The sequence below is a fragment of the Nocardioides plantarum genome (genome assembly GCF_006346395.1).
GTDB classification, from domain to species: domain Bacteria; phylum Actinomycetota; class Actinomycetes; order Propionibacteriales; family Nocardioidaceae; genus Nocardioides; species Nocardioides plantarum.
This window is the reverse complement of sequence record NZ_VDMS01000001.1, coordinates 792,090-817,318: the sequence shown is the minus strand read 5'-3', so window position 1 is coordinate 817,318 and position 25,229 is coordinate 792,090. Positions and strand designations below refer to the sequence as shown.

Annotated in this window: 18 protein-coding genes; 16 read left to right on the top strand and 2 right to left on the bottom strand. The window is 72.4% G+C overall.

Annotation, left to right across the window (positions count from 1 at the left end; genetic code table 11):
* Window positions 1-189: 189 nt before the first annotated feature.
* The 13 genes from FJQ56_RS03695 to FJQ56_RS03635 all read left to right on the top strand — a co-directional run bounded on the left by FJQ56_RS03695 (window position 190) and on the right by FJQ56_RS03635 (window position 18,018).
* Window positions 190-1,851, top strand: coding sequence for a hypothetical protein (locus FJQ56_RS03695; RefSeq protein ID WP_140007835.1), 1,662 nt, complete (start codon window positions 190-192; stop codon window positions 1,849-1,851).
* Window positions 1,848-2,771 (top strand): hypothetical protein, encoded by a 924-nt coding sequence (locus FJQ56_RS03690; RefSeq protein WP_140007834.1) that lies wholly within the window; start codon window positions 1,848-1,850, stop codon window positions 2,769-2,771. Before FJQ56_RS03695 ends, FJQ56_RS03690 begins: the two co-directional genes overlap by 4 nt.
* A 7-nt stretch (window positions 2,772-2,778) precedes the next feature.
* Window positions 2,779-3,882 (top strand): energy-coupling factor transporter transmembrane component T, encoded by a 1,104-nt coding sequence (locus FJQ56_RS03685; protein WP_140007833.1) that lies wholly within the window; start codon window positions 2,779-2,781, stop codon window positions 3,880-3,882.
* On the top strand, window positions 3,879-5,453 hold the full coding sequence (locus FJQ56_RS03680) for an ABC transporter ATP-binding protein (RefSeq protein ID WP_140007832.1): 1,575 nt from the start codon (window positions 3,879-3,881) through the stop codon (window positions 5,451-5,453). The genes FJQ56_RS03685 and FJQ56_RS03680 overlap by 4 nt, the downstream gene beginning before the upstream one ends.
* A 95-nt stretch (window positions 5,454-5,548) precedes the next feature.
* A complete protein-coding gene (locus FJQ56_RS03675) occupies window positions 5,549-6,292 on the top strand; it encodes an ECF transporter S component (protein ID WP_140009678.1) in 744 nt (247 codons plus the stop codon).
* Window positions 6,293-6,520: 228 nt separating this feature from the next.
* Entirely contained in the window at window positions 6,521-7,543 is a 1,023-nt protein-coding gene (pstC, locus tag FJQ56_RS03670; protein ID WP_140007831.1) for a phosphate ABC transporter permease subunit PstC, read from the top strand.
* Window positions 7,543-8,715, top strand: a complete 1,173-nt coding sequence (gene pstA / locus FJQ56_RS03665) for a phosphate ABC transporter permease PstA (RefSeq protein ID WP_140007830.1) — start codon at window positions 7,543-7,545, stop codon at window positions 8,713-8,715. Before pstC ends, pstA begins: the two co-directional genes overlap by 1 nt.
* A complete protein-coding gene (locus FJQ56_RS03660; protein ID WP_140007829.1) occupies window positions 8,712-10,406 on the top strand; it encodes a phosphate ABC transporter substrate-binding protein PstS in 1,695 nt (564 codons plus the stop codon). Before pstA ends, FJQ56_RS03660 begins: the two co-directional genes overlap by 4 nt.
* Window positions 10,406-13,063, top strand: coding sequence for a hypothetical protein (locus FJQ56_RS03655; protein WP_140007828.1), 2,658 nt, complete (start codon window positions 10,406-10,408; stop codon window positions 13,061-13,063). The genes FJQ56_RS03660 and FJQ56_RS03655 overlap by 1 nt, the downstream gene beginning before the upstream one ends.
* A gap of 2 nt (window positions 13,064-13,065) precedes the next feature.
* The gene (locus FJQ56_RS03650; RefSeq protein ID WP_140007827.1) at window positions 13,066-14,028 is read left to right on the top strand and encodes a sortase domain-containing protein; all 963 of its coding nucleotides are present in this window, start codon (window positions 13,066-13,068) and stop codon (window positions 14,026-14,028) included.
* 97 nt (window positions 14,029-14,125) lie between these two features.
* Entirely contained in the window at window positions 14,126-15,694 is a 1,569-nt protein-coding gene (locus FJQ56_RS03645) for a substrate-binding domain-containing protein (RefSeq protein ID WP_140007826.1), read from the top strand.
* 97 nt (window positions 15,695-15,791) lie between these two features.
* The gene (locus FJQ56_RS03640; RefSeq protein WP_140007825.1) at window positions 15,792-16,625 is read left to right on the top strand and encodes a phosphate ABC transporter ATP-binding protein; all 834 of its coding nucleotides are present in this window, start codon (window positions 15,792-15,794) and stop codon (window positions 16,623-16,625) included.
* Window positions 16,626-16,701: 76 nt separating this feature from the next.
* Complete coding sequence (locus FJQ56_RS03635; protein WP_140007824.1) at window positions 16,702-18,018, top strand: serpin family protein; 1,317 nt, start codon at window positions 16,702-16,704, stop codon at window positions 18,016-18,018.
* Between the two features lie 121 nt (window positions 18,019-18,139).
* On the opposite strand, the gene FJQ56_RS03630 is transcribed toward FJQ56_RS03635, so the two are convergent.
* Window positions 18,140-19,006, bottom strand: a complete 867-nt coding sequence (locus tag FJQ56_RS03630; RefSeq protein ID WP_140007823.1) for a hypothetical protein — start codon at window positions 19,004-19,006, stop codon at window positions 18,140-18,142.
* A gap of 200 nt (window positions 19,007-19,206) precedes the next feature.
* On the opposite strand from FJQ56_RS03630, the gene mfd reads away from it, so the two are divergent.
* From mfd to FJQ56_RS03615, 3 genes are read left to right on the top strand one after another with little or no spacing between them, the layout of a single operon-like run.
* Window positions 19,207-22,728 carry a transcription-repair coupling factor gene (mfd, locus tag FJQ56_RS03625; RefSeq protein ID WP_140007822.1) on the top strand — a complete coding sequence of 1,174 codons (3,522 nt, stop codon included), beginning with the start codon at window positions 19,207-19,209 and terminating at the stop codon, window positions 22,726-22,728.
* Between the two features lie 28 nt (window positions 22,729-22,756).
* Window positions 22,757-23,533, top strand: coding sequence for a hypothetical protein (locus FJQ56_RS03620; protein ID WP_140007821.1), 777 nt, complete (start codon window positions 22,757-22,759; stop codon window positions 23,531-23,533).
* Window positions 23,530-24,171, top strand: a complete 642-nt coding sequence (locus FJQ56_RS03615) for a nucleoside triphosphate pyrophosphohydrolase (protein ID WP_140007820.1) — start codon at window positions 23,530-23,532, stop codon at window positions 24,169-24,171. Before FJQ56_RS03620 ends, FJQ56_RS03615 begins: the two co-directional genes overlap by 4 nt.
* 84 nt (window positions 24,172-24,255) lie before the next feature.
* Here the strand turns inward: FJQ56_RS03615 and FJQ56_RS03610 are convergent, their stop codons facing one another.
* Window positions 24,256-25,089: a zinc metalloprotease gene (locus FJQ56_RS03610; RefSeq protein WP_140007819.1), complete on the bottom strand. Its 834-nt coding sequence runs from the start codon at window positions 25,087-25,089 to the stop codon at window positions 24,256-24,258.
* Window positions 25,090-25,229 lie beyond the last annotated feature (140 nt).

Genomic DNA, 25,229 nt, shown 5'->3' with positions numbered 1-25,229 from the left:
CGCCCGTGGCGGGGGAAGCCGGTCGAAGTCCGGCGCTGACCCGCAACCGTAGGTGTCCGCCCGTCCAGCAACCAGGGACGGCGGCCGCGAGCCGGAGCACCCAACGCGACGCGTCCTCACCATCGCTGTCGCGGAAAAGCAGCGGGTGGCCCCCTGGGACTCCCGTTGTGTGCAGCGGGAAGGAACCCCATGTCACGTCTCCTCCGTGCCGGCGCGCTCGTCGCGGTCCCGGCCCTCGTCCTCGGAGCACTCCCGGCGCAGGCCGCCCCGGCGCCGCAGCGCGGCCAGGCGCAGGCCGACGACGCCGCCGCCTACCTGTCCAGCCAGCTCGACGGCGGGCTGCTGAGCTACGACAACTTCGGCCCCTACACCGACTTCGGCGGCAGCATCGACGCCGAGGTCGCGCTCGCCACGATCGGCGGCCACTCGGCCGACGTCGACGCGATCGGCAACGCGATCTCCTCGCGGCTGAGCGACTACACCGACTACCAGTACAACGACGACGACTACTCGACGAACCCCCCGACCCCGGGTCCCCTCGTCGAGGGCCGCTCCGCCGGCGGTACGGCGAAGGCGATCGTCGGCCTGCAGACCGCCGGGCTCGACCCGACCACGCACCCCGACGGCAACCTCGTCACCCGCCTCGAGGGCCTCGTGTCCGCCGAGGGCCGGATCGCCGACCAGGTCACCCGCGGTGGCGCCGCCTACCCCGAGGGCGACTTCGCCAACAACTTCGGCCAGTCCTTCGCCGTGACGGCGCTGAGCACGGCCGGGAGCAGCAAGGCACCGGCCGCCGCCGCCTACCTGGCGCAGCAGCAGTGCGCCGACACGGGCTCCTTCACCCAGGACTTCGTCGTCCCCAGCGCGGCCTGCGCCGACCCCGCGGCCGCGTCGGTCGACGCGACCGCGCTCGCCGTGAGCGCCTTCGTCCCGCTCTACACCGACGACTCGAGCGGCGGCGGCGCGGCGTACGTGCTCACCAAGGCGGTCGGCTTCCTGCAGAACGCCCAGCGCGGCAACGGCGGCTTCGGCACGACGACCGGTGGCGCGCCCAACGCCAACAGCACCGGCCTGGCCACCGCCGCGCTGCGCCAGCTCGCGACGGTCAACCCGACGTTCGACCACTACGCGACGCCGCTGGCGGTCAAGGGTGCCGCCTGGCTGCGCGCCCACCAGCTCGACAACGTCGGCTCCTGCACGCCGTACGCCGCCGCCGAGCTCGGGGCCGTCGCCTTCGACGACGCCGCCCGTGACGACGCGGTGACCGACGGCATCACCACCGCCAGCGAGGGCCAGTTCATCAAGGCCACCGCCCAGTCCGCCGAGGGCCTGCTGTCGGCACCCACCGACCCGACCGTCCTCGAGGCGGCCGGCCCCACGACGTACGTCGCCGACGGCTCGACCAGCACCGTCCGGGTCACCGGCGCGACCCCCGGCTCCGCGGTCTGCCTGAGCACCGGCAAGGTCCAGAAGTACAGCTCGATCACGGGCAGCGTCGCGTTCTCCGTCAAGGCCCCGGCCAAGACCGCGACGACGACGTTCACCTTCACCGGGGTCGACGGCTCGCCGGCGACCGCGGTCGTCAAGTCGCTGGGCGCCAAGACGCTCGGCCTCCGGGTCCGCGCCAAGGTCTCCCGCGGCGCCACCCAGCGGGCCATCGTCACCGGCCTCGCCGTGGGCGAGAAGGTCTCCGTGCGCTCCGGCGCGACGACCAAGTCGGGCGTCGCCGACGCCAAGGGCGTCTTCAACGTGACGTTCAAGGCCTCGACGATCACCGGTACCAAGACCGTCACCGTCGTCGGGCAGTTCGCCGACCGCAAGGCCTCGGCGAAGTTCACGGTCGTCAAGTGACCCGACGGGCCGCCCGCCCGGTCGTCGCGATGCTCCTGGTCGCGGCGGCCTGGGTCGGGCTGCCCGCCGCACCCGCCCAGGCCGCGGGGTGCACCGGCCGCACCGGCGTCACGGTCGTCGTCGACCCCAACGAGCTCGGCGGTGCCGTGCAGGGCGCATGCGTCACCGGGGGCGGTGGCGACACCGCGTCATCGCTGTTCGCGGCGGCGGGGTTCCCGCTCAACGCCAACGCGCCCGGCAACCCCGGCTACGTCTGCCAGGTCAGCGGCAGGCCGGCCGGCTGCACACCGCCCGACAGCGACCGCTACTGGGGCCTGTGGTGGTCCGACGGCAAGCCGTCCAGCAAGGGCCTGTGGACCTACTCCAGTCTCGGGGCCGGGTCGCTGAAGGTGCCCGACGGCGGCTACGTCGCGTTCGCCTGGGACCAGGTCCCGGGCAGCGAGCTCCCGTCGTACACGCCGGCAGCGCACGCGGCCCCGACGAGTCCCGCGCCGAGCCCGAGCTCGTCGCCCAGCGCTCAGCCGACCCAGCAGCCGACGAAGCAGCCGGCCTCGCCCTCGAGCCAGCCCACCCGGCAGCCGGACCCGAGCACGCCGCCGTCGGGCGCCCCGGCCACGCCGTCCACGGCCGGCCCGGGCGCACCGTCGAGCGCGTCCACCTCGCAGCCCAGCACGCCGAGCGGCACCCCGACCGGGACGCCGACCGGCACCCCCACGCCGACCGACCCCGAGGCACCCACGCCGGGAGCCACGCCCACCGACGCCGTGACCGACCTCGCCGACCCGGTCGCGCCGACCTCGGCCGACACCGACGGCGACGACGGCGGCCTGCCCGGGTGGCTCGCGCCGCTGATGATCGTGCTGCTCTTCGGACTCGCCGGGGGGTTCCTGCTCCTCCAACGGCGGCGGACGGCCCCGTGACGGCGCGATGAGCGTCCTGCCCGGTCACCTGCCCGGTCACCTGCCGCGGGACCTGCACCCCGTCGCCTGGTGGCTGTGGGCGATCGGTCTCGCGACTGCGGCGTCGTTGACGACCAACCCCCTGCTCCTGCTGATGATCGTGGGTGTCGTGGCGGTCGTGGTGACCGCACGGCGCACCGACCACCCGTGGGCGCGCTCGTTCCGCTTCTACGTCTGGCTCGGCGTCGCGGCGATCGTGCTGCGGGTGCTGTGGCGCGTCGTCCTGGGCGGCGGCTACCCGGGCGAGGTGGTGCTCGACCTGCCCGAGGTACCGCTGCCCGACTTCGTGCTGGGCGTCACGCTGCTCGGGCCGGTCACGCGGGAGGCGCTGGTCTCCGGGCTGTACGACGGCCTGCGCCTGGCCACGCTGGTGATCTGCGTCGGCGCCGCCAACTCGCTGGCCAACCCCAAGCGCCTGCTGCGCAGCCTGCCGCCGGCGCTCTACGAGATCGGCACCGCGCTGGTCGTCGCGGTGACCGTGCTGCCCCAGCTCACGCTGAGCTTCCAGCGGGTCCGCGCCGCCCAGGCCCTGCGCGCCGGCGACACCGGCCGGGTCAAGCGGCTGCGGCGCCTCCTGGTGCCCGTGCTCGAGGACACCTTCGACCGCTCGCTGGCCCTGGCCGCCGGCATGGACACCCGCGGCTACGGCCGCGCGGGCACGGCGACCGCCGCCGAGCGGCGTACGACGGGGGCCCTCGTGCTCGCCGGGCTCTGCGGCGTCGTGGTCGGCGTCTACGCCCTGCTCGACCAGACCGCCCCCCGGCTGCTGGCCGGGCCGATGCTCGTGGTCGGCACGCTCGTCGCGGTCGCCGGGCTGGTCAACGCCGGACGCCGGGTGCAGCGCACCCGCTACCGCCCCGACCGGTGGCGCGCCGCCGAGCTGGCCGTGGTCGTCGTCGGCCTCGTCGTCGGCGGGCTGGGCTGGTGGCTCAACCAGCACGAGGTGGGGATCGCCTACCCGGCGGTCACCACGGTCCCGGAGGTCAGCGTCCTGGCGCTCCTCGTCGGGCTGCTCGGCCTGGCCGCCGTCGCCGTCACCCCACCTCCGCGCGTCGCCGGGACGCCCCGATGACCACCCCGACGACCACCCCGCTGCTCGACCTGCGCCGGGTCACCCTGGCCTACGACGAGACCGCGGTCCTCGACGCCGTCGACCTCACGATCGAGGAGGGCGAGCTGGTGCTCGTCTCGGGCCCGACCGGCGTCGGCAAGTCGACCCTGCTCGGCGTCGTCACCGGGCTGGTGCCTCGGTTCAGCGGGGGAGTGCTGAGCGGCGACGTGCTGCTCGACGGCGTCAGCATCATCGACGCCCCGCCCCGCGAGCGCGCGCACGCGATCGGCTACGTCGGTCAGGACCCGGCCGCGGCGTTCGTGACCGACACCGCCGAGGACGAGCTGGCCTACGGCATGGAGCAGCTGGGACTGCCCGGCGAGACGATGCGGCGCCGCGTCGAGGAGACCCTCGACCTGCTCGGCATCGCGCACCTGCGTGACCGCGACCTCCACACGCTCTCCGGGGGCGAGCAGCAGCGGGTCGCGATCGGGTCGGTCCTCACCATGCACCCGCGGCTGCTGGTGCTCGACGAGCCCACCTCGGCGCTCGACCCGACCGCCGCCGAGGACGTCCTGGCGACGCTGACCCGGCTCGTGCACGACGTGGGTGTCAGCGTGCTGCTGGCCGAGCACCGCCTCGAGCGCGTGGTGCCCTTCGCCGACCGGATGGTGCTGATGCGGGGCGACGGCACCTGCGAGGTGGGGGAGCCCGCCGACCTGCTCGGCCGCTCGCCCGTCGTACCCCCCATCGTCGAGCTGGGGCGCCGGGCCGGCTGGACGCCGCTCCCGCTGACCGTCCGTGACGCCCGGCGCGCGGCGCGCGGCCTGGCGTTGCCCGCCCTGCCGGTGGCGGCGCCCCTGCACGACGAGCCGCTCCTCCGCGCCGCGGGGCTCGGGGTCGTGCACGGCAGCACCGTCGCCCTGCGCGAGGTCGACGTCACCCTGCACGCCGGTCGGGTGACCGCGTTGATGGGACGCAACGGCGCCGGCAAGTCCACGCTGCTGTGGGCCCTGCAGGGGTCGCGCAAGCGCCGTACGGGCGCGGTCGACCTCGGCGGCGACGACACCGCGGCTCTCGACCCGGCCGGTCGCCGGGGCCGGGTGGCGCTCCTGCCGCAGACCGCCTCCGACCTGCTCTACCTCGAGACCGTCGCCGACGAGTGTGCCGCCGGCGGCCCGGGCACCCGGACCATCCTCGACCGCCTGGTGCCCGGCATCGACGACACCACCCATCCGCGCGACCTGTCCGAGGGACAACGGCTCGCGCTGGCCCTGGCCCTGGTGCTCGCACCGGCCCCGCGGGTCGTGCTCCTCGACGAGCCCACCCGCGGCCTCGACTACAACGCCAAGGCCGCCCTCGCCGCCATCCTGCGCGACCTGGCCGCTGAGGGCCACGCCGTGCTCGTCGCCACCCACGACGTCGAGTTCGTGGCGACGGTCGCCGACGAGGTGGTCGTGCTCGCCGAGGGCGAGGTCGTCTCCGCGGGACCCACCCGGCGGGTCGTGGCCGAGTCGCCGGCGTTCGCGCCCCAGGTGATGAAGGTGCTCGGCGCCCCCTGGCTGCGCGTCGACGAGGTGGTGGCGCCGTGAGCGCCCCCACGAGCACGCCGGCCCTCGACACCCGGGCGATCCCGCTCAGCCCGCGCTCGCGGGCGACGCTCGCCGTCGCGTCCCTGCTCGGCCTGATGACGCTCTGCTGGCCGCTGCTGGTGCGCGTCGACGACGGCGTCTCGCGCATCGACCCGCCGTTCCTCTTCCTCCTGCTGCTGCCCGTGGTGATCGCGGTCGTGGTCGCCGAGATGAGCGAGGGCGGCATGGACGCGCGGGTGCTCGCGATCCTCGGGGTGCTCTCGGCCGCCAACGCGCTGATGCGCGTGGTCTCGGCCGGTACGGCGGGCGTCGAGCTGGTGTTCTTCCTGCTGATCCTCGCCGGGCGGGTCTTCGGTGCCGGCTTCGGCTTCGTGCTGGGCGTGACGTCGCTGTTCGCCTCGGCGCTGATGACGGCCGGGGTCGGGCCGTGGCTGCCCTTCCAGATGCTGTGCGCCGCCTGGGTCGGCCTGGGCGCCGGCCTGCTGCCGCGCCGTGCCTTCGGACGGGCGATCAGCGGCCGCTGGGAGATCGCCCTGCTGGCGGCGTACGGCGTCGTGGCGGCCTACCTGTTCGGGGCGCTGATGAACCTGTCCGGCTGGCCGTTCCTGCTCGGCGTCGCCGTGCCCGGTGCCAGCGGTGACCTGACCTTCGACCCGACGGCCGGACCGCTGCACAACCTGCGCACGTTCGCGGCCTACACGCTGATCACCTCGACCGGCAGCTTCGACACCGGCCGCGCGATCACCACCGCGGTCGCGGTGGTCGTCCTGGGTCCGGCGGTGCTGACGACGTTGCGTCGTGCCTCGCGCCGTGCCGTGGTGGTCCAGACCACCGCCTGACCTCAGGTAGTCATCGGATGGCCCGTCAGGGTCATCCGCCTAGTCATCTCGGGCCATGCCCGTCCACAGGTGGCGGACGAGTTGTCCCAACCCGGGGTGGCTGTTCTGCTCCCGTTCACGATCGACGCCCCGGTCGTTACGTCGTGCTCCTGACACTCGTCTCGGCTCCCACCGGAGACCGCCAGGGACAGGCGCAGCACACACGCGACGACGGGGCAGCAAGCACAGGTGACCACCACTCTCTCCGACCTCGACCGGCCACAGCCGGACGAGGTCGACGTCAAGGCGCGTCCGATCTCGCGACGCAGCACCGGCGCCGACGCGGTCTTCGCGAACAGCGCGCGGGTGGTCGGCGCCTCGGTGCTCGTCATCACCGGCGGCGTCGGGCTGTTCCTGGGCTACCAGGCGATCCCGACCTTCAAGCGCTACGGCTTCGGCTTCTTCACCGAGCAGCAGTGGTCGCCCGACACCGACACCATCGGCATCGCCGCGGTGCTGGTCGGCACCTTCCAGGTCGCCCTGGTCGCCATGGTGATCGCGTTCCCGCTGGCCCTGGCCACCGCGCTCTACATCAGCGAGTACGCGCCGGTGAAGCTCAAGGCCACCCTGGTCTCGATGGTCGACCTGATGGCCGCGGTGCCGTCGATCATCTACGGGCTGTTCGTCTTCCTGCTGATCATGCCGCACGCCGCCGACCTGTCGATCTGGTTCGACCGCAACCTCGGTTGGCTGCCCATCTTCTCGGTCCCCGGCGGCGAGGCCGACTCACCGCTGCCGGCCCTGAGCCAGTACGGCTTCAGCGCCTTCGTCGCCGGCATCGCGGTGTCGATGATGGTGATGCCGATGGCCTGCGCCGTGATGCGCCAGGTGTTCTCGCAGACCCCGCCGGGGGAGAAGGAGGCCGCGCTCGCGCTCGGCGCCTCCACCTGGGGGATGGTGCGCACCGTCGTGCTGCCCTTCGGTCGCGGCGGCATCATCGGCGGGACGATGCTCGCGATGGGCCGGGCCCTCGGCGAGACCATCGCCGTCGCCCTGATCCTCTCGCCGTCCTTCGAGATCAAGGCCAGCCTGACCGAGAAGGGCGGCAGCACGATCAGCTCGCTGATCGCCAACCGCTTCGGTGACGCCACGAGCACCCAGCTCTCGGCCCTGCTCGCCGCCGGTCTCGTGCTGTTCCTGATCACGCTCGGCATCAACACGATGGCCGCGATCGTGGTCAACCGCAGCCGCTCCGGGGCGGACACCGACTGATGACGACCCTCGACAAGCGCCCCGACGCCGGACTGCCCGGCACCCCTGCCGACCCGCAGGGCGTCAGGACCTTCCTCCCGTCGTACGACGCCGACGCGGCGCCCCCGGTGCCGCGCGCGTCCCTGGGCAGGATGTCGCCAGACGAGCTCTTCGTGCGCGCGGGCTCCTGGTTCGCCGGGTTCGGACTGGCCTGGGTGATCACCCAGCGGCTGCTGGCGATGCCGGGCGTGCCGTGGTTCCTGATCATGTGGTTCGTCTGCGGCGTCGCGGTGACCGCGGTCTCCACGGCGGCCACCGGCACCCGGGTCGACGTCAAGGACCGGGTCGCCGCCTCGGTCATCACCGGCTGCGCGCTGTTCGTGGGCGCGTCGCTCGTCGCGGTCGTCGTCTACGTCGCGGTGAAGGGCTACAAGCCCGTGCTCAACCTCAACTTCTGGTTCGACGACATGTCCGGGGTCGGCCCCAAGGACCCCTTCGACGAGGGCGGCATCCGCCACGCCATCGTCGGCTCGCTGATCGAGATCAGCATCGCCGTGGCCATCACGCTCCCGCTCGGGGTCGGCACCGCGGTCTTCATGACCGAGGTCGGGGGGAGGTTCGCCCGGGTCGTCCGCACGCTGGTCGAGGCGATGACCGCCCTGCCGTCGATCGTCGCCGGCCTGTTCATCTACACCGTCTGGGTCATCGCCCTCGGCCAGCCCAAGTCGGGGTTCGCGGCCGCGCTCGCCCTGTCGGTGATGATGCTGCCGATCATCGCCCGCGCCGCCGACGTCGTCCTGCGCGTCGTGCCCGGCGGGCTGCGCGAGGCGAGCCTGGCGCTCGGGGCCAGCCGGTGGCGCACCGTGTGGCACGTCGTGCTGCCGACGGCGCGCCCGGGCCTGGCCACCGCCCTGATCCTGGGTGTCGCCCGCGGCATCGGCGAGACCAGCCCGGTGCTGCTGACCAGCGGCGCGGCCGACTTCACCAAGGCCAACCCGTTCGACGGCGCGATGAACTCCCTGCCCCTGTTCATCTACGGCAACGTCCGCAGCGGTGCCGACGTCGCCATCCAGCGCGCCTACGGAGCCGCCCTCGTGCTGCTGCTCCTCGTCCTCGTCCTCTTCGTCGTGGCCCGGCTCCTGGCCCGCCCGCGCAAGACCACCTCACGCCGTACCCGGAGAGCAGACTCATGACCACCCGCCCCGTCCGCCGCACCCGCCTCGTCGCCGCCGTCCTGGCGCTCGCCGTCGCCGCCCTCGCCGCCGCGACAGGAGCCCCGGCGACCGCCGACGAGAAGAGCCCCGCAGCGCCGACCCAGCGGGCGGCGTACGCCACGATCGAGGGGACCGGGTCGACCTGGTCCGAGCTGATCGTCAAGCAGTGGATCTCCGACGTCGACGCCAACGGCATCAAGGTCGTCTACACCGGCGGCGGTTCGTCCAAGGGCCGCAAGGACTTCGCCCAGAACACCACCGACTTCGCCATCTCCGAGATCCCCTACCAGGGCTCGGACGAGAAGGGCCAGGCCGACACCAGCAACGGTCGCGACTACCGCTACCTGCCCCTGGTCGCCGGCGGCACGGCGTTCACCTACCAGCTCAAGGTCGGCAACAAGCTGGTCAAGAACCTCCGGCTGTCGGGCGAGACCCTGGCCAAGATCTTCACCAACAAGATCACCAGCTGGAGCGACCCGGCGATCACCAAGGACAACGGCGGACGCACCTTCCCCGACAAGAAGATCGTGCCGGTCGTGCGCTCCGACGGCTCGGGCACGACGGCGCAGTTCACGGCCTGGCTCGACAAGGCCTACCCGTCGATCTGGCGCTCGTTCTCGGGCCGTGCGGGCCTCACGTCGTACTACCCCAAGAAGGGGCAGACGATGATCGCGCAGTCGGGCTCGGACCAGGTGATGAACACCGTGTCGGGCTTCGCCGGCGACGGCTCGATCGGCTACGTCGAGTACTCCTACCCGCTCGACAAGGGCTACCCCGTCGTCAAGGTGCTCAACAAGGGCGGCTACTACGTCGAGCCGACGCAGTACAACACCGCGGTGGCGCTGACGCGGGCCAAGATCAACAACAACAAGTCCGACCCGACGAAGTACCTCACGCAGATCCTCGACGGCGTCTACAGCAACCCCGACCCGCGGGCCTACCCGATCTCGTCGTACTCCTACATGATCATCCCGACGGCCAAGGACGACAAGCGGATGACGACCGCCAAGCGCCAGTCGATCGCCGACTTCGTCTACTACTCGCTGTGCGCCGGACAGACCAAGGCCGGGCCCTTCGGCTACTCGCCGCTGCCGGTCAACCTGGTGACCGCCGGGTTCCAGCAGATCGCCGAGCTCAAGAAGGCCGACCCCAAGGTCAACCTCACCAACCGCGACGTCAAGAGCTGCAACAACCCGACGTTCGACGGCAAGAACCCCAGCAAGAACGTGCTGGCCGAGAAGGCGCCCTTCCCGCCCGCCTGCGACAAGGCCACCTCGGCGCCGTGCGGCTCCGACACCGGCAAGAACAACCCCAACGGCGGCGGCAAGTCCGACCCGACCGCCCCGACGGGCGGCGCCGACCCCACGGGCGGTCCCGATCCCTCGGCGACGGCCGACCCCGGCGGCACGACCGACCCAGGAGGTACGGCGAGCCCGCCGCCCGGCACCAGCAACGTCCCCGGGGCCGAGGTGCCCGGAGCTGGCGAGGCGGTGCCGGGGTCCGAGGTGCCCGGAGCCGGTGACGAGGCCGTCTACGCCAACGCCACGACGGTCGACGACCGCCCGCTCGACTCCAAGACCTTCGCCTACGCCGCGGTACTGCTCCTCGCGGCGCTCGTGCTGCTGCCCGGGCTGATCACCGCCCGGGCCCGTCGCCGCGGTGGCCGCTGATGAGCGCGCCCGACCGCACCCGGCGCACCCGGCACACCCGGCACAGCCCGCGCCGTTGGGCTGGACTGGCCGCCGCCCTCGCCGTGGTGCTGATCGGCCTGGCCTTCCCGACCAGCGGCACCGCCGCGACGCCGCCCGCCCGCGCCGCCAAGGCCCCCGACGGCTTCTCGGCGACCAAGGAGGTCACCCGCACCTTCGTCGACGCCGACGGCGCGAAGGAGACCGTGTCCGACTACCGGGTCACGGTCAAGGCCGACCAGACCACGAACCTGCGCGGTCGCCAGCGCATCCGGATCTCCTGGAGCGGGGCGCAGCCCAGCGGTGGCCGCGCCAGCAACCCCTACGGCGAGAAGGGCCTGACCCAGGAGTACCCCGTCGTCGTCATGCAGTGCCGCGGTCGCGACGGTGCCGGCGTGCCCGCCGCGCAGCGACTGCGACCCGAGACCTGCTGGACCGCCTCGGTCGCCCAGCGCTCCCAGATCCTGCGCTCGCAGGGTGAGGCGCTCTGGCGCCGCGACGTCTACGCGACCGACGCCGACAAGCAGGCCGTCACCGGCACCGAGGGCGTCAAGCCCAAGGAGTGCCCGACGCTCGACGTGCCGTCGTACAGCACCGCGCTGACGCCGTTCGTCACCCGCGCCGGCACCGTCTTCGACGCGTGCAGCTCGACCACGATGCCACCCGAGGCGGCGGTCGACTCGGCGTTCCCGCCGGCCGAGATCGCCGCGTTCACCGACGCGAACGGCGACGGCTCGGTCAACTACGAGCTGCGCAGCGACGTGGAGAACGAGTCCCTGGGCTGCAACAACAAGGTCGCCTGCTCGATCGTGGTCATCCCGATCGCCGGGATCAGCTGCCAGCAGCCCGCGTCGCCGCCGACGTCGGACGACACCGCGTGCCGCAAGACCGGTCGCTTCCGGCCGGGCGACAGCAACGCCGCCGGCGAGGGCATCGATCTCGCGGTCGGCCCGGCGCTGTGGTGGTCGGCGTCCAACTGGCGCAACCGGATCACCATCCCGGTCACCTTCGGTCTGCCCCCCGACACCTGCGACGTGCTCGACTCCCGGCCGCCGACCGGGTTCTACGGCTCCGAGCTGCTCGCCCAGGCGGGCCTGCAGTGGTCCCCGGCGTACTGCCTGAACCAGAAGCGCTTCAAGTTCCAGCTCAACCAGACCTCCGACATCGCCGGCTTCAACCTGATGCAGAACGGCCAGGGACCGGCCGCGGTCGTCTCCTCCGAGCAGGACTCGACCGGCACCGACCCGATCGGCTACGCACCGACCGCCGTGACCGGGTTCGCGATCGGCTACGAGATCGACCGACCGAACAACGCCGGGGAGTTCGGTCGGCTGCGGCTCAACCCGCGCCTGATCGCCAAGCTGCTCAGCCAGAGCTACCTGGGGTCCGACCTGGGTCGCAACCACCCGGGCGGCATCGGCAAGAACCCGCTCGCGATGATGAACGACCCCGAGTTCCAGAAGCTCAACAAGAACCTCAGCGAGATCACCCAGGAGGCGGGCGCGGCCCTGCTGTCGCTGTCCAACGACTCCGACGTCATCGAGCAGCTGACCGAGTACCTCGCGCAGGACAAGGACGCCTCGGCGTTCCTCGCGGGCAAGCCCGACCCGTGGGGCATGAAGGTCAACCCGGCGTACAAGAACATCACGCTGCCCCGGCCCGAGTGGCCGCTGCTCGACACCTACATCCCCAAGACCGAGAACGACTGCCGCAAGCAGAACCCCTCCGTCTACTTCAGCCAGCTGGCCGCGCCGGTCACGACGCTGCGCAAGATCTCCGAGGCGCTCCTCGACGCCTGGCCCAACGTGCAGACGAAGTGCGACTACGACCCCAACACCAAGCTGTTCAAGCTCGGCCGGGTCGACCGGCAGTCCTACGGCGCCCGCTTCGTGCTGGGCGTGGTCAGCCTGGGGGACGCCGCCCGCTACGGCATCAAGACCGCGGCCCTGCAGACCAGGAAGGGCACCTACGTCGCCCCGTCCGACACCTCGTTGGCCCGCGCCGTCGCGCTGACCGAGCAGCGCTCGAAGCGCAAGCCGTTCGTGCTCGACCAGGCCGACGTGGCCCGTGACGGGCGCGCCTACCCCGGCACGATGGTCGTCTACACGGCCGCGCGGCTGCGCAACCTGGATCAGGAGACGGCCGACAAGGTCGCGCAGTTCGTCCGGATCGCCACGACGGAGGGTCAGCGCCGCGGGAGCGGCAACGGCGAGCTCCCCGCCGGCTACCTGCCGATCCTCAAGACCGGGACCACCGCCAAGCTCTTCCGCTCCGCCCAGGACGTGGCCGACGCGATCCAGGCGCAGACGCCCCTGCCGGCCGACCCGGAGACCGCCGAGCCGACCGCGGACCCGAGCACCGACACGCCCCCGGCCTCCGACGACCCCGGCTTCGACGACCCCGGCGCCGTCACCCCGCCGGACTCCACCGTCCCGGACGACACCGTGCCCAGCGCCGTGCCGACCACGGCACCCCCGGTGCTCGAGTCCGCCGACCCGGCGCCCACCAGCGCCACCTCGGTGCAGCAGTCCGGCCTGGCCGGCAAGCTGCTTCCGCTGCTGCTGCTGGCCGGCCTCATCGGTGGCGCCGTCCAGCTCGGCATGCGCTTCTTCGTCCGTCCCCCGCGGAGGCTGACGTGACGATGACCGACCCCCGGTCCGACCAGACCTCGGTCCAGCCGGCCGTGCCGGTCCCGGGCTACGCCCCGCCGCCGGTACCCGCCCCGATGCCGCCACCGCAGCGCGCCCCGCGGGCTCCCCGTCCGCCCCGCCCGGCCCCGCAGGGTGCCGGCGCCGTCCTCGGCACCGCCGGCACCATGGTCATGCTCGTGTCGTTGTGGGCGGTGCTGCAGCTGCTGCTGCTCGGCGGGCTGAGCCACGACCGGCAGCAGACCCTGCTCTACGACCAGTTCCGGGTCCAGCTGGCCGAGACCACGGCCCCGCTCGGTCCGACGGTCGAGGTCGGCGACCCCGTCGCCATCGTGACGATCCCCGCGATCGGCGTCGAGGAGGTCGTCGTCGAGGGCACCGCCTCCGGCGACACGCTCGCCGGTCCCGGACACCAGCGCGCGACCCCGCTGCCCGGCCAGCGCGGCACCTCGGTCCTGATGGGTCGCGCTGCCACCTACGGCGGCCCGTTCGGCGACATCGGCGACCTCAGGCCGGGCGACGACATCGAGGTGCTGACCGCCCAGGGCCGCAAGACCCTCGACGTGCTCGGCGTACGCCGCGAGGGCGACCCGATCCCGGTGTTCACCGACCCGGCCGTGCTCACCCTGGTCTCCGCCGAGGGCCACGGCCTGCTCTCGGCGCTGACCCCCGACACGACCGTCTACGTCGATGCCGTCGCCGCCGAGGCCTTCGCGACCCCGAGCGGCTACGGCGGCAAGGTGCCGGCCTCGGAGAAGCCGATGAAGAGCGACGACACCGCGCTGCCGCTGCTGGCCCTGTGGCTCGCGCTGCTCGTCGGCCTGAGCGTCGCGATCGTCCTGGCCCGGCAGCGCTGGACCGCCACCCTCGTCTGGATCGTCGCCGGCCCGGTCGCGATCACCCTCGCCTGGCAGACCACCGACACCGCGATGCGTCTGCTCCCCAACCTCCTCTGACCCGTCGCGGCGCCCTCGGGCGCGCCGAGGCACCGCACCACCCGCACCACCTCTCTGCACCATCCCGCAGTAATTCCAACCAAGGAGCACCTCCGAGATGTTCGTACGCAAGTCCCTTGCCGGCGCCGTCACGCTCGCCGTGACCGGGTCGGTCCTCGCCCTCACCACGGGCGCTGCCCACGCGGCCGTCGACCCCGACGACACGACGTTCACGCCCACCACCTCCGATGTCATCGGCGTCGGCTCGGACACGAGTCAGCACGCGCTCTTCCTGCTGGCCAACTCCTACAACGCCACCGTGGCCTCGGGCGCGCCCAAGCTCGCCACCTTCGCGGCCACCGGCGGCGGCACCATCGCACTGCCCACCGCCGCGGTCACGCGCCCCAACGGCTCCGGTGCCGGCAAGACCACGCTCTACAACCCGAGCAACCCCGACGTCGACTACGCCCGCTCGTCCTCCTCGCTGTCGACGGCGGAGATCAACGCCGGTCTGCAGCAGTTCCCGTTCGCCCTCGACACGCTCGCGACCGTCGTGTCCGGCTCGGTCGCGTCGAACGCGCCCGCCACGATCACCCCCGCCCAGCTGGTCGGGATCTACAGCGGCAACATCAAGAACTGGAGCGAGATCGGCGGGACTGCCGGCGCGATCGAGCCCAAGATCCCGCAGGCCGGCTCCGGCACGCGGTCGTTCTTCGTCGCGCAGCTCAAGGCCGCCAACGGCAACGTCGACGTCACGCTGGGCACGGAGGTCAAGGAGGTCCAGGAGAACGACCCGGCCTCGATCCAGAGCAACCCCAACGCGATCGCCCCCTACTCGGCCGGCCGCGCTGGCCTCTCCGGCTCCGCGCTGCGCGTCGAGGGCGGCTTCAAGGCCGACCGTGCGCTCTACAACGTCGTGCGCACCACCGACCTCGGCAACGCGACGATCCAGGGGCTGTTCGGGGCCAACGGGTTCGTGTGCTCCGACGACGCGGCCGACGAGATCAAGGCCGCCGGCTTCGAGCAGCTCGACAGCGTCGCCGACGGCGGCGTCTGCGGCCAGGCCACCCAGAGCGCCACGAGCAACTTCAAGCTCAACGAGCCGGTCGCCCCGATCGAGACCACCACGACCGTCGTCGGCACCAGCCCGGCGGCCAAGGGCCTGCGCCTGACCGCCACGGTGGCCGGCACGCCGACCCCGACCGGCAAGGTCGCCTTCATCGACTCCGCGAAGGACGTCACCCTCGGCACGGCCAGCCTCATCGGCGGCCAGGCGACGCTCAACCTGACCGGCAAGGCCCCCGGCCTCTACAGCATCACCGCGTCGTACCAGCCCACCGCCGACACGGCGTTCGAGCCGTCCAGCGCCGCGCGCACCGTGCGCGTCAAGACCTCCTCGTCGGTCAGCGAGTCGTTCGCCTCGACGATCTCCCGCAAGGCCACCTCGGCCAAGGGCACCGTCACGGTCGTCTTCTCCGGCGTCACCAACAAGCCCTCCGGCAAGGTCTCCATCAAGGAGGGCTCCAAGCTCGTCGGCTCCGGCACCCTGAACTCGCTCGGCAAGGTCTCGGTCACGCTGAGCAAGTCCAAGGTCGGCACCGGCAAGAGCAAGCTCACGATCAGCTACCCCGGCAACACCGTCGGCTTCGGCTCGACGCGCTCGTTCTACATCACGTTCAACAAGTAGCACCTGCTCGACCTGCTCCACCTGCTCGAACCCAGCCCCACCGGCGCCGGGCGGTCGCTCCCAGAGCGGCCGCCCGGCGTACCCGATCGGAGAATCGATGACCGCCGTCCTGCCCGACCCCGTCGCCCCGCCCCCGGCGTACCCGGGAACCTCGTCCCTGGCCGAGATCGAGGCGCGCCAGATCACCGCCTGGTTCGGCGAGCGCAAGGTCCTCGACCGGGTCTCGCTGGTCATGCCAGCCGGCGGCATCACCGCCCTGATCGGCCCGTCGGGCTGCGGCAAGTCGACGTTCCTGCGCATCCTCAACCGGATGCACGAGCTGGTGCCCTCGGCGTCGCTGGCCGGTGAGGTGCTGCTCGACGGCGAGGACGTCTACGACCCGTCGCGACGCCTGATGGACGCCCGCCGCCAGATCGGGATGGTGTTCCAGAAGCCCAACCCGTTCCCGGCGATGTCGATCCAGGAGAACGTCCTGGCCGGTCTCAAGCTCACCGGCACCAAGGCCTCGAAGTCCGAGCGTGCCGACCTCGTCGAGTCCTGCCTGGTCAAGGGCGGGCTCTGGAACGAGGTCAAGGACCGCCTCGACGCCCCCGGCGGCGGCCTCTCCGGCGGTCAGCAGCAGCGGCTCTGCATCGCCCGCTCGCTGGCCATCAAGCCGCGCGTGCTGCTCATGGACGAGCCCTGCTCGGCCCTCGACCCCACCTCCACCCGGGTGATCGAGGAGACGATGCTCGACCTGGCCCGCGAGGTCACCATCGTCATCGTCACCCACAACATGCAGCAGGCCGCCCGCGTCTCCGGGCAGTGCGCCTTCTTCCTCGCCTCCCAGGGCACCCCCGGCGTCATCGTCGAGCACGGCGACACCACGGCGATGTTCGGCAACCCGCGCGACCAGCGCACGGCCGACTACGTCAACGGCCGCTTCGGCTGAGCTCGCCTCCGCCGCCTCGCCAGGCCGGGACGGGGACCGGCGGAACCGAACCCGTCCCCGAGCCGTCCTCTCTGACATGCATCGACGCGACCTGCTCAAGCTGCTGTCCCTCTCGACGCTCGCCGTGACCGCGGCCCCGCTGCTGGCCGCCTGCGGGTCCGGACCCGGTGGACGCACGCCCAGCGGGGGAGACGTCGAGCTGGTGGCGGCCGACGTCGCGCGCAGCACCGGCGACCCCGCGGCGGTGCCGAGCGTGGTCGCTGCGATGCACGCCACCGGGGGAGCCCTCTACGGCAGCCTGGCCGAGGAGCCCGGCAACCTCACGATCTCGCCGTACTCCGTCAGCGCCGCCCTCGCCCTGGCCGCCAACGGCGCGAAGGGCACGACCCTCGACCAGCTCGAGCTGGTCTTCGGCGGCACCGACATCGAGACGGTCAACGGCGGGCTCAACGCGCTGACCACCCACCTGGAGTCGCTCGCCGGGGAGGTGACGAAGTCCGAGGGCACCACGACCGAGCTCGTCCTCGACGCGGCCAACGCGCTCTTCGGGCAGCGCGGGTTCGCCTGGGGCGCGCCGTTCCTCGAGACCCTCGCGGCGTCGTACGGCGCGGGCGTCCACGTCGTCGACTGGTCCGGCGCCACCGAGGCCGCGCGTCAGGCCGTCAACGCGTGGACGGCGGAGCAGACCCGCGACAAGATCCCCGAGATCCTGGCGCCCGACTCCGTCGGTCCCGACACGCGGCTGGTCCTGGTCAACACGCTCTACCTCAAGGCCCCGTGGGACCGGCCCTTCGACCGGGGGCGCACGAAGGACGGCGCCTTCACGCTGCTCGACGACACCGAGGTCGACGTTCCCCTGATGACGAGCAGCGACCCGGTCGGTGACGCGTACGCCGCGGGCGCGGGCTGGACGGCGGCCCGCCTCGCGTATGCCGGCGGCGAGGTGGCGATGACGATCGTGGTGCCCGACCCGGGTCGCTTCGAGCAGGTCGAGCAGGACGTCGTGAGCGGACAGGCGGGCACCTACCTCGACGCGCTCCGGCCCGAGCAGGTCGTGGTCACCCTGCCGTCGTGGACGTTCCGCAGCCACAGCCCGCTCGTCGGGCCCCTCCGGGACCTCGGGGTCGTCGTTCCCTTCACCCCCGCCGCCGACCTCTCCGCCATGACCGGGGACGACACGCTGTCGATCGGCGCCGTCGAGCACGAGGTGTTCATCGCCGTCGACGAGCAGGGCACCGAGGCCACCGCGGCGACCGCGGTCGTCGCCGGGGTGACCTCGGCGCCGCCGGCTTACACCACGCTGGTCGTCGACCGGCCGTTCCTGTTCGTCGTCCACGACGTCGAGCACGGCATCCCGCTGTTCCTCGGACGGGTCGTCGATCCGCGCGGGTGAGCGACTGCCCTAGGTGCTCCGGAGCGCGAACCTCGGCCTGGAGATCACCGGGCTAGGTGACGGCGAGGAACGCCCGGCTGACTGATCGCGGTTGCGGGACCCGACCAGCCGGCGACGCGCCTCAGCCCAGGCCGGTCACGCGCAGGTCGTGGTAGCGGCTGCACTGCACGTCGGTGTCCGAGGACAGGGTCCCGCGCAGGGCGACCCGCTGGCCGTATGACGCCGCCATGCCCAGCGAGCTGCGGCCGTGGTGGTGCAGGCCCGTGCGCCGCTCGTCGATCCGGCCGTCGACGGTGGTGAGGACGGCGTCGTAGTCGCGGGTGTCCTCGGAGAGCGTGTAGGCGCCCGCATCGGTCTCGAGCGCCAGGCACCAGCCCTCGCCCTGGTTGCCGCGCACCACGGTGATGCGACCCGACATGCGGACCGGGACGAGCTCCGGGTCGGTCACGCCAGGGAGGACCGGGCCGTCGGCCGGGTCGGTAGCGGGTACGACGGGGGTCACGGGTGCGACGGGCGTGGCGGTCGGGGCGGAGGGTTCCTGGCGGGGTCGGGCGGCCGCGACGAAGGACAAGGTGGGGTAGGTGGGGCAGACCGGGTCGGTGGCCGAGGAGACGGCACCCCGCACCGAGGTGGACTCGTCGGAGTAGGCGGCCACGAGCCGGCGTCCGCGGGCGATGCCGGATCGGGTGGCGTCGAAGGTGCCCTCGCTCTGCCAGGCGACGGGCACGAGGCGACGGCTGGCCGACCGCAGCACGTAGGTACCGGACGTGGTGCGCAGCAGCAGGCAGGCCCGACCGGCGGTGACCGGCTCGACGACGAGCCGACCAGTGACCCAGTGTGGTCGCTCCGGCGCGGTCGCCGGCGCGCCCACGACCATGTTGCCGCTGGTGCGCTCCGAGGTGCGGTCGGAGGTGCGATCGCCTTGAGCCGTCGAGCATCCCGCGGCGCCGAGCAGGAGGAGGAGGGCCAGGACGACTCGGGCGGGCACGGGCGGATCGTGGCGCACCCCGGTGAACGGCCGGTGAAGCGGATCGCCCACCCGACCTCGTCGCCGACCGCTGCTCCTCGGCCGGGTCGTCGATCCGCGCGAGTGAGCAACTGTCGGTGGGTGCTCCTAGACTCGGGGAGCATCCCCCGGGTCCTCGCCGATCGGGGGTCTCTTGTGTTGCCCGACCACCCGGAGTCCTCGTGTCCCTCGCCGCCCTGGCCAAGCTCCTCCTCGCGAGCCCCGCCTACGCCGACCTCGCCGAGCGCGCGACCGGCGTGGGCCACCGCAGCCTCGACCTGACCGGTCCGGCGGCGCTGCGCCCGTTCGTGGCCGCCGCACTGGTCGGCGCCGGCCGCCGCACCCTGGTGGTCACCGCGACGACCCGCGAGGCCGAGGAGCTCACCACCGAGCTCGCCGACCTGGTCGGCCCCGACGTCGTGGCCTACTACCCGAGCTGGGAGACGCTGCCCCACGAGCGGCTCAGCCCGCGCAGCGACACCGTCGGCAAGCGCCTGGCCGTGCTGCGCCGCCTGGTCCACCCCGGCACCGACGCCACCAACGGGCCGCTCGAGGTCGTGGTGGCTCCGGTCCGCTCGCTGCTGCAGCCGCAGGTCAGCGGCCTGGCCGACCTCGAGCCCGTCGAGCTCGTGACCGGCGACTCGATCTCCCTCGACGACCTGGTGCGACGGCTCTCCGACGCCGCCTACTCGCGCGTCGACCTGGTCGAGCGGCGCGGCGAGTTCGCCGTGCGCGGCGGCATCGTCGACGTGTTCCCGCCCACCGAGGAGCACCCGCTGCGCGTCGAGCTCTGGGGCGACGACGTCGAGGAGATCCGCTCGTTCTCCGTCGCCGACCAGCGCACCCTCGACAAGGCCGAGCGGCTCTGGGCGCCGCCGTGCCGCGAGCTGCTGCTCACCGACGCCGTGCGCGCCCGCGCCGCGGCGCTGGGCCGCCAGCACCCGCAGCTGCTCGAGCTGACCGACAAGATCGCCTCCGGCATCGCGGCCGAGGGCATGGAGTCGCTCGCACCGGTGCTCGTCGACGAGATGGAGCTGCTCGTCGACCTGTTCCCGACCGACGCCCACCTGCTGGTGCTCGACCCCGAGCGGGTCCGCTCCCGGGCCCACGACCTGGTCGCCACGAGCGACGAGTTCCTCGGGGCCAGCTGGGCCGCCGCGGCCGGCGGTGGCGTCGCCCCGATCGATCTCGGCGCGGCGTCGTACCGCTCGCTGGGTGAGGTGCGCGAGCACGTGCTGGCCCGGGGCCAGGCGTGGTGGACCCTCAGCCCGTTCGGTCTCGACGAGCCCGTGCCGGGCGAGATCGCACCGATCGCGCTGCCCGCCGTTCCCGCTGCGGCCTACCACGGCGACGTCGAGCAGGCGCTGGCCGACCTCGGTCGCTGGCGCGAGGAGGGCTACACCGTCGTCGGGGTGCACCCTGGCCACGGACCCGCCCAACGGCTGGTCGAGGCGCTCGGCGAGCACGACGTGCCGGCCAAGCTCCAGGAGACCGGTGACACCCTCGACCCCGGCGTCGTCACCGTCACCTGCGGCTCGCTCACCCACGGGTTCGTCGACGACGTCGCCCGCGTCGCCGTCGTCACCGGCGAGGACATCAGCGGCCAGAAGGCCTCCACGCGCGACATGCGCAAGATGCCGGCCCGCCGCAAGAAGCAGATCGACCCCCTCGAGCTCAAGGCCGGCGACTTCGTCGTCCACGAGCAGCACGGCGTCGGGCGCTTCGTGGAGATGAAGCAGCGCGCGGTGCAGGGCGCCACCCGCGAATACCTCGTCCTCGAGTACGGCGCCACCAAGCGCGGCGCCCCGCCCGACCGCCTCTACGTCCCGGCCGACGCGCTCGACCAGGTCACCCGCTACGTCGGCGGCGAGCAGCCCGGCCTCGACCGCCTCGGCGGTGCCGACTGGACCAAGCGCAAGGCCCGAGCCCGCAAGGCCGTGCGCGAGATCGCCGCCGAGCTGATCAAGCTCTACGCCGCCCGCCAGGCCACCAAGGGCTACGCCTTCGGTCCCGACACCCCGTGGCAGCGCGAGCTCGAGGACGCCTTCCCGTTCACCGAGACCCCCGACCAGCTCAGCACCGTCGACGAGGTCAAGTCCGACATGCGCCAGGTCGTACCGATGGACCGCCTCATCTGCGGCGACGTCGGCTACGGCAAGACCGAGATCGCCGTGCGCGCTGCGTTCAAGGCGGTCCAGGACGGCAAGCAGGTCTCGGTCCTGGTGCCCACGACGCTGCTGGTCACCCAGCACCTCAGCACCTTCGCCGAGCGGATGAGCGGCTTCCCGGTGGTCATCAAGGCGCTCAGCCGGTTCCAGAGCGACAAGGAGGCCAAGGAGGTCGCCGCAGGCCTCGCCGAGGGCAGCATCGACATCGTCGTCGGCACCCACCGCCTGCTCAACCCCGACATCCGGTTCAAGGACCTCGGGCTGATCATCGTCGACGAGGAGCAGCGCTTCGGTGTCGAGCACAAGGAGCAGATGAAGCGGATGCGCACCTCCGTCGACGTGCTCTCGATGAGCGCCACGCCGATCCCGCGCACGCTCGAGATGTCGATCACCGGCATCCGCGAGATGTCGACGATCACCACCCCGCCCGAGGAACGCCACCCCGTCCTGACCTACGTCGGCGCCTACGAGGACCGTCAGGTCACCGCCGCCGTACGCCGTGAGCTGTTGCGCGACGGGCAGGTCTTCTACATCCACAACCGGGTCAACTCGATCGAGAAGGCCGCGGCCAAGATCCGCGAGCTGGTGCCCGAGGCGCGCGTGGGCACGGCCCACGGCCAGATGAACGAGAAGAACCTCGAGCAGACGATGCTCGACTTCTGGGAGAAGCGCTTCGACGTCCTCGTCTGCACCACCCTGGTCGAGTCGGGGCTCGACGTCTCCAACGCCAACACCATGATCATCGAGCGCTCCGACACCCTGGGGCTGTCCCAGCTGCACCAGCTGCGTGGTCGCGTGGGCCGCTCCCGCGAGCGCGCCTACGCCTACTTCCTCTACCCCGGCGAGAAGCCGCTGACCGAGACGGCCCACGAGCGGCTGGCCACCCTGGCCCAGCACTCCGACCTGGGCGGCGGCATGGCCATCGCCATGAAGGACCTAGAGATCCGCGGCGCCGGCAACCTGCTCGGCGGCGAGCAGTCGGGCCACATCGCCGACGTCGGCTTCGACCTCTACGTCCGCCTGGTCGGCGAGGCGGTCGCGGAGTTCAAGGGCGACTCCGAGCCCGAGCTCAACGAGGTGCGCATCGAGCTCCCGGTCGACGCCCACCTGCCCCACGACTACATCGAGAGCGAGCGCCTGCGCCTGGAGATGTACCGCCGCCTCGCCGAGGTCCGCAGCGACGACGACGTCGACACGCTCGCCGAGGAGATGGTCGACCGCTACGGCGAGCCGCCGGTCGAGGTGCTGTCGCTGCAGCTCGTGGCCCGGTTCCGGGCCCGGGCCCGGCAGGCCGGCATCGGCGAGGTCACCATCGCCGGACGCAACGTCCGCTTCGCCCCGGTGTCGCTGCCCGAGTCGCGCCAGGTCCGGCTGCTGCGGATGTATCCCAAGTCGATCGTCAAGCAGGCGGCCGACACGATCCTGGTGCCCCGACCCGGCACCCCCGGCAAGACCGGGACCCCCCTGGAGGGGATCGCCCTGCTTGAATGGGCGCGGGTCGTCATCGACAGCGTCATCGACCCGCCCGCCGTCTAGCCGTCGCACCGCCCCAGGAGACCTCGTCGTGAGCATCACCCCCCGTCGCGCTGCGCTCGTCGCCCCCCTCCTGCTGGTCGCCACGGCCTTCAGCGGGTGCGGGGTCGCCGACGAGCAGGTCCGTCCCGGCGTCGCCGCCCGGGTCGACGGCACCGACTTCAGCGTCTCCGAGGTCGACGACCTCACCTCCGGCACGTGCGACTACCTCGACACGACCGACAACACGCTGGCCTACCCGCGCTTCACCGTGCGCCGGCTCTCCCTCGAGACGCTCGTGCGCCAAGAGGCGGCCAAGCACCTCCTCGACGACCTCGACGCCACGCTGCCCGACGACTACACCAAGGCGGTCGCCAGCCTCACCGAGACCTACGCCGCCGCCCCCGCCGACGTCGCCAAGGCGATGCGCGAGGGTGACCAGGCCCGCTACTTCGTCGCCTACGCCGCGGCCGCCGTCGGCAACGTGCTGCTGCGCGAGGAGACCGGTACCGAGCCCGCCGACGCCGACAAGATCAGCGCGCGGGGCAACCAGGCCATCACCACGTGGATCGCCGACCACGATGTCGACCTCAACCCGACCTTCGGTCTGCGGCTCGAGGACGGCACGTTCAAGGCCGACGACGGCCTGTCCGTGCCCGTCAGCACCCAGGCGCGCGACGCCAGCGCCGTCACGGCGATCGACCTGAGCGGCGCCACCGACGCGACCGCGCTCCAGGCGGCCCTCGCCAAGGCCAACGCCTCGCTGCCCGCCGACCAGGTCTGCGGCACCCCGAGCGACCCGAGCACCCCGAGCGCCCCTCAGGGATGACCGACCCGGGCGCCGAGCCGCTGCTCGAGTTCCGCGAGGTGATGCGGCGCCTGCGTGCGGAGTGCCCGTGGAAGCAGCAGCAGACCCACCGCTCCCTGGTGCGCTACCTGGTCGAGGAGCTCCACGAGACCGTCGACGCCATCGAGACCGGCACGCCCGACGACCTGCGCGAGGAGCTCGGCGACCTGCTGCTCCAGGTCTACTTCCACGCTGCGATCGCCGAGCAGGACGGGCTCTTCGACCTCGACGACGTGGCGGACGGCATCGTGGCCAAGATGCGTCGCCGCAACCCCCACGTCTTCGGCGACGTGACCCTCGGCGGTGGCGACGGCGGCGCCGGTGTCTCGGCGGCCTCGGCCGCGGACGTCAACGAGCTGTGGGAGTCGGTCAAGGCGACCGAGAAGCGGCGCGACGAGATCACCGACGGCATCGCCCCGACGCTGCCGGCCCTGCTCTACGCCGACAAGGTCCTCGACCGGCTCGCGCGCGCCGGCCGGGCCGCACCCACCGCGGGGAGCGGTGGCGACGGCAGCATCGGCGAGCGGCTGCTCGCCCTGGTCGCCGAGGCCCACGACGCAGGCGTCGACCCCGAGCAGGAGCTGCGCGACGCCGTACGCGTGCTGCTCGCGCAGGACTGACGACGAGAGCCCCCGACGAGCGGTGCTCGTCGGGGGCTCTCGTGGTGGTGGTGCGGTCGTGCGATGGATCAGTCGTGCTGTGGGTCAGCCGTAGATCGAGGCGACACCCTCACGGTCGGTGCCCGACATGCTGAGGTCCTCGGTCGCACCGTTGCACTGCGGGTAATGCATGATCGACGCCGCGTCGTACGGCGTCAGCGGCCGCCAGTTGTTGTCCTCGAAGCAGGTGCCGGCCTCGGGCCGGGTGTGCTCGTGGCGGAAGCCGAGGACGTGGCCGAGCTCGTGGGCCAGGATGTTCTCGGGGGCCCAGCCGGACGTCGTGAGCGAGTCGGCGACGAGCACGTTGCGCTCGGAGTCGGGGCTGCTGGGGAAGAACGCGCGGGCGATGTACTCGCTGGTGACGACGGGCTCGACGGAGAACAGCACGTTGTCGTTGCTCGTCACGCAGTCGGCGTCCTCGGAGGGGACGTAGGTGAAGTCGACGCCCGAGGAGGCCGCCTCCCACTGGCCCGCACCGGCGGCCATCGCGTCGACCACGGTGTCCTTCTCGGCGCCGAAGTCGTCGCTGACGCAGTAGGTCAGGTCGAGGGCCTGGCTGGCACTCCAGACGTCGTCGACGCCGCCGTCCTGATTGACGATGAGGCTCTGCGAGTCGGTGTCGCCCGAGCTGACCATGCGGTCGTAGTAGGCCCGCAGCTCGGCGGTGGTCGCGAGCGGCTCGTCGCCGTTGACGATGTACTGGCCGTCGTGGTCGCGGTAGGTGGCCGCCTCGAACTCCGCGAAGGTCGGCGGCTGCGGTGCCTTGACCGAGCTGCCTGCGGAGTCGTCGTTCGCGCCCTGTGCGGCGGGGGAGGCGAGCAGCGCCGCACAGGCTGCGGCTCCGGCGACGACGACCTGGAACGGTCGGGTGTGCTTCATGCGGGGGCTCCTTGTGGGTTTCCTGGCAATGGCAACCGGCTGGGCGAACCGCCGGTCTAGACAACCTCTCCTGGGTGACGGGTGGGCGACTACCGGGCAAACCCTCGTCTTGACGTCCCGCACGTCGACTCGGCGTCGTA

Excerpts from the sequence above, each read along its gene's own strand:
- FJQ56_RS03695 (WP_140007835.1), top strand. The coding sequence starts at position 190 with ATGTCACGTCTCCTCCGTGCCGGCGCGCTCGTCGCGGTCCCGGCCCTC.
- FJQ56_RS03685 (WP_140007833.1), top strand. The coding sequence starts at position 2,779 with ATGAGCGTCCTGCCCGGTCACCTGCCCGGTCACCTGCCGCGGGACCTG.
- FJQ56_RS03680 (WP_140007832.1), top strand. The coding sequence starts at position 3,879 with ATGACCACCCCGACGACCACCCCGCTGCTCGACCTGCGCCGGGTCACC.
- FJQ56_RS03675 (WP_140009678.1), top strand. The coding sequence starts at position 5,549 with ATGACGCTCTGCTGGCCGCTGCTGGTGCGCGTCGACGACGGCGTCTCG.
- pstA (WP_140007830.1), top strand. The coding sequence starts at position 7,543 with ATGACGACCCTCGACAAGCGCCCCGACGCCGGACTGCCCGGCACCCCT.
- FJQ56_RS03660 (WP_140007829.1), top strand. The coding sequence starts at position 8,712 with ATGACCACCCGCCCCGTCCGCCGCACCCGCCTCGTCGCCGCCGTCCTG.
- FJQ56_RS03655 (WP_140007828.1), top strand. The coding sequence starts at position 10,406 with ATGAGCGCGCCCGACCGCACCCGGCGCACCCGGCACACCCGGCACAGC.
- FJQ56_RS03650 (WP_140007827.1), top strand. The coding sequence starts at position 13,066 with ATGACCGACCCCCGGTCCGACCAGACCTCGGTCCAGCCGGCCGTGCCG.
- FJQ56_RS03645 (WP_140007826.1), top strand. The coding sequence starts at position 14,126 with ATGTTCGTACGCAAGTCCCTTGCCGGCGCCGTCACGCTCGCCGTGACC.
- FJQ56_RS03640 (WP_140007825.1), top strand. The coding sequence starts at position 15,792 with ATGACCGCCGTCCTGCCCGACCCCGTCGCCCCGCCCCCGGCGTACCCG.
- FJQ56_RS03635 (WP_140007824.1), top strand. The coding sequence starts at position 16,702 with ATGCATCGACGCGACCTGCTCAAGCTGCTGTCCCTCTCGACGCTCGCC.
- FJQ56_RS03615 (WP_140007820.1), top strand. The coding sequence starts at position 23,530 with ATGACCGACCCGGGCGCCGAGCCGCTGCTCGAGTTCCGCGAGGTGATG.
- FJQ56_RS03610 (WP_140007819.1), bottom strand. The coding sequence starts at position 25,089 with ATGAAGCACACCCGACCGTTCCAGGTCGTCGTCGCCGGAGCCGCAGCC.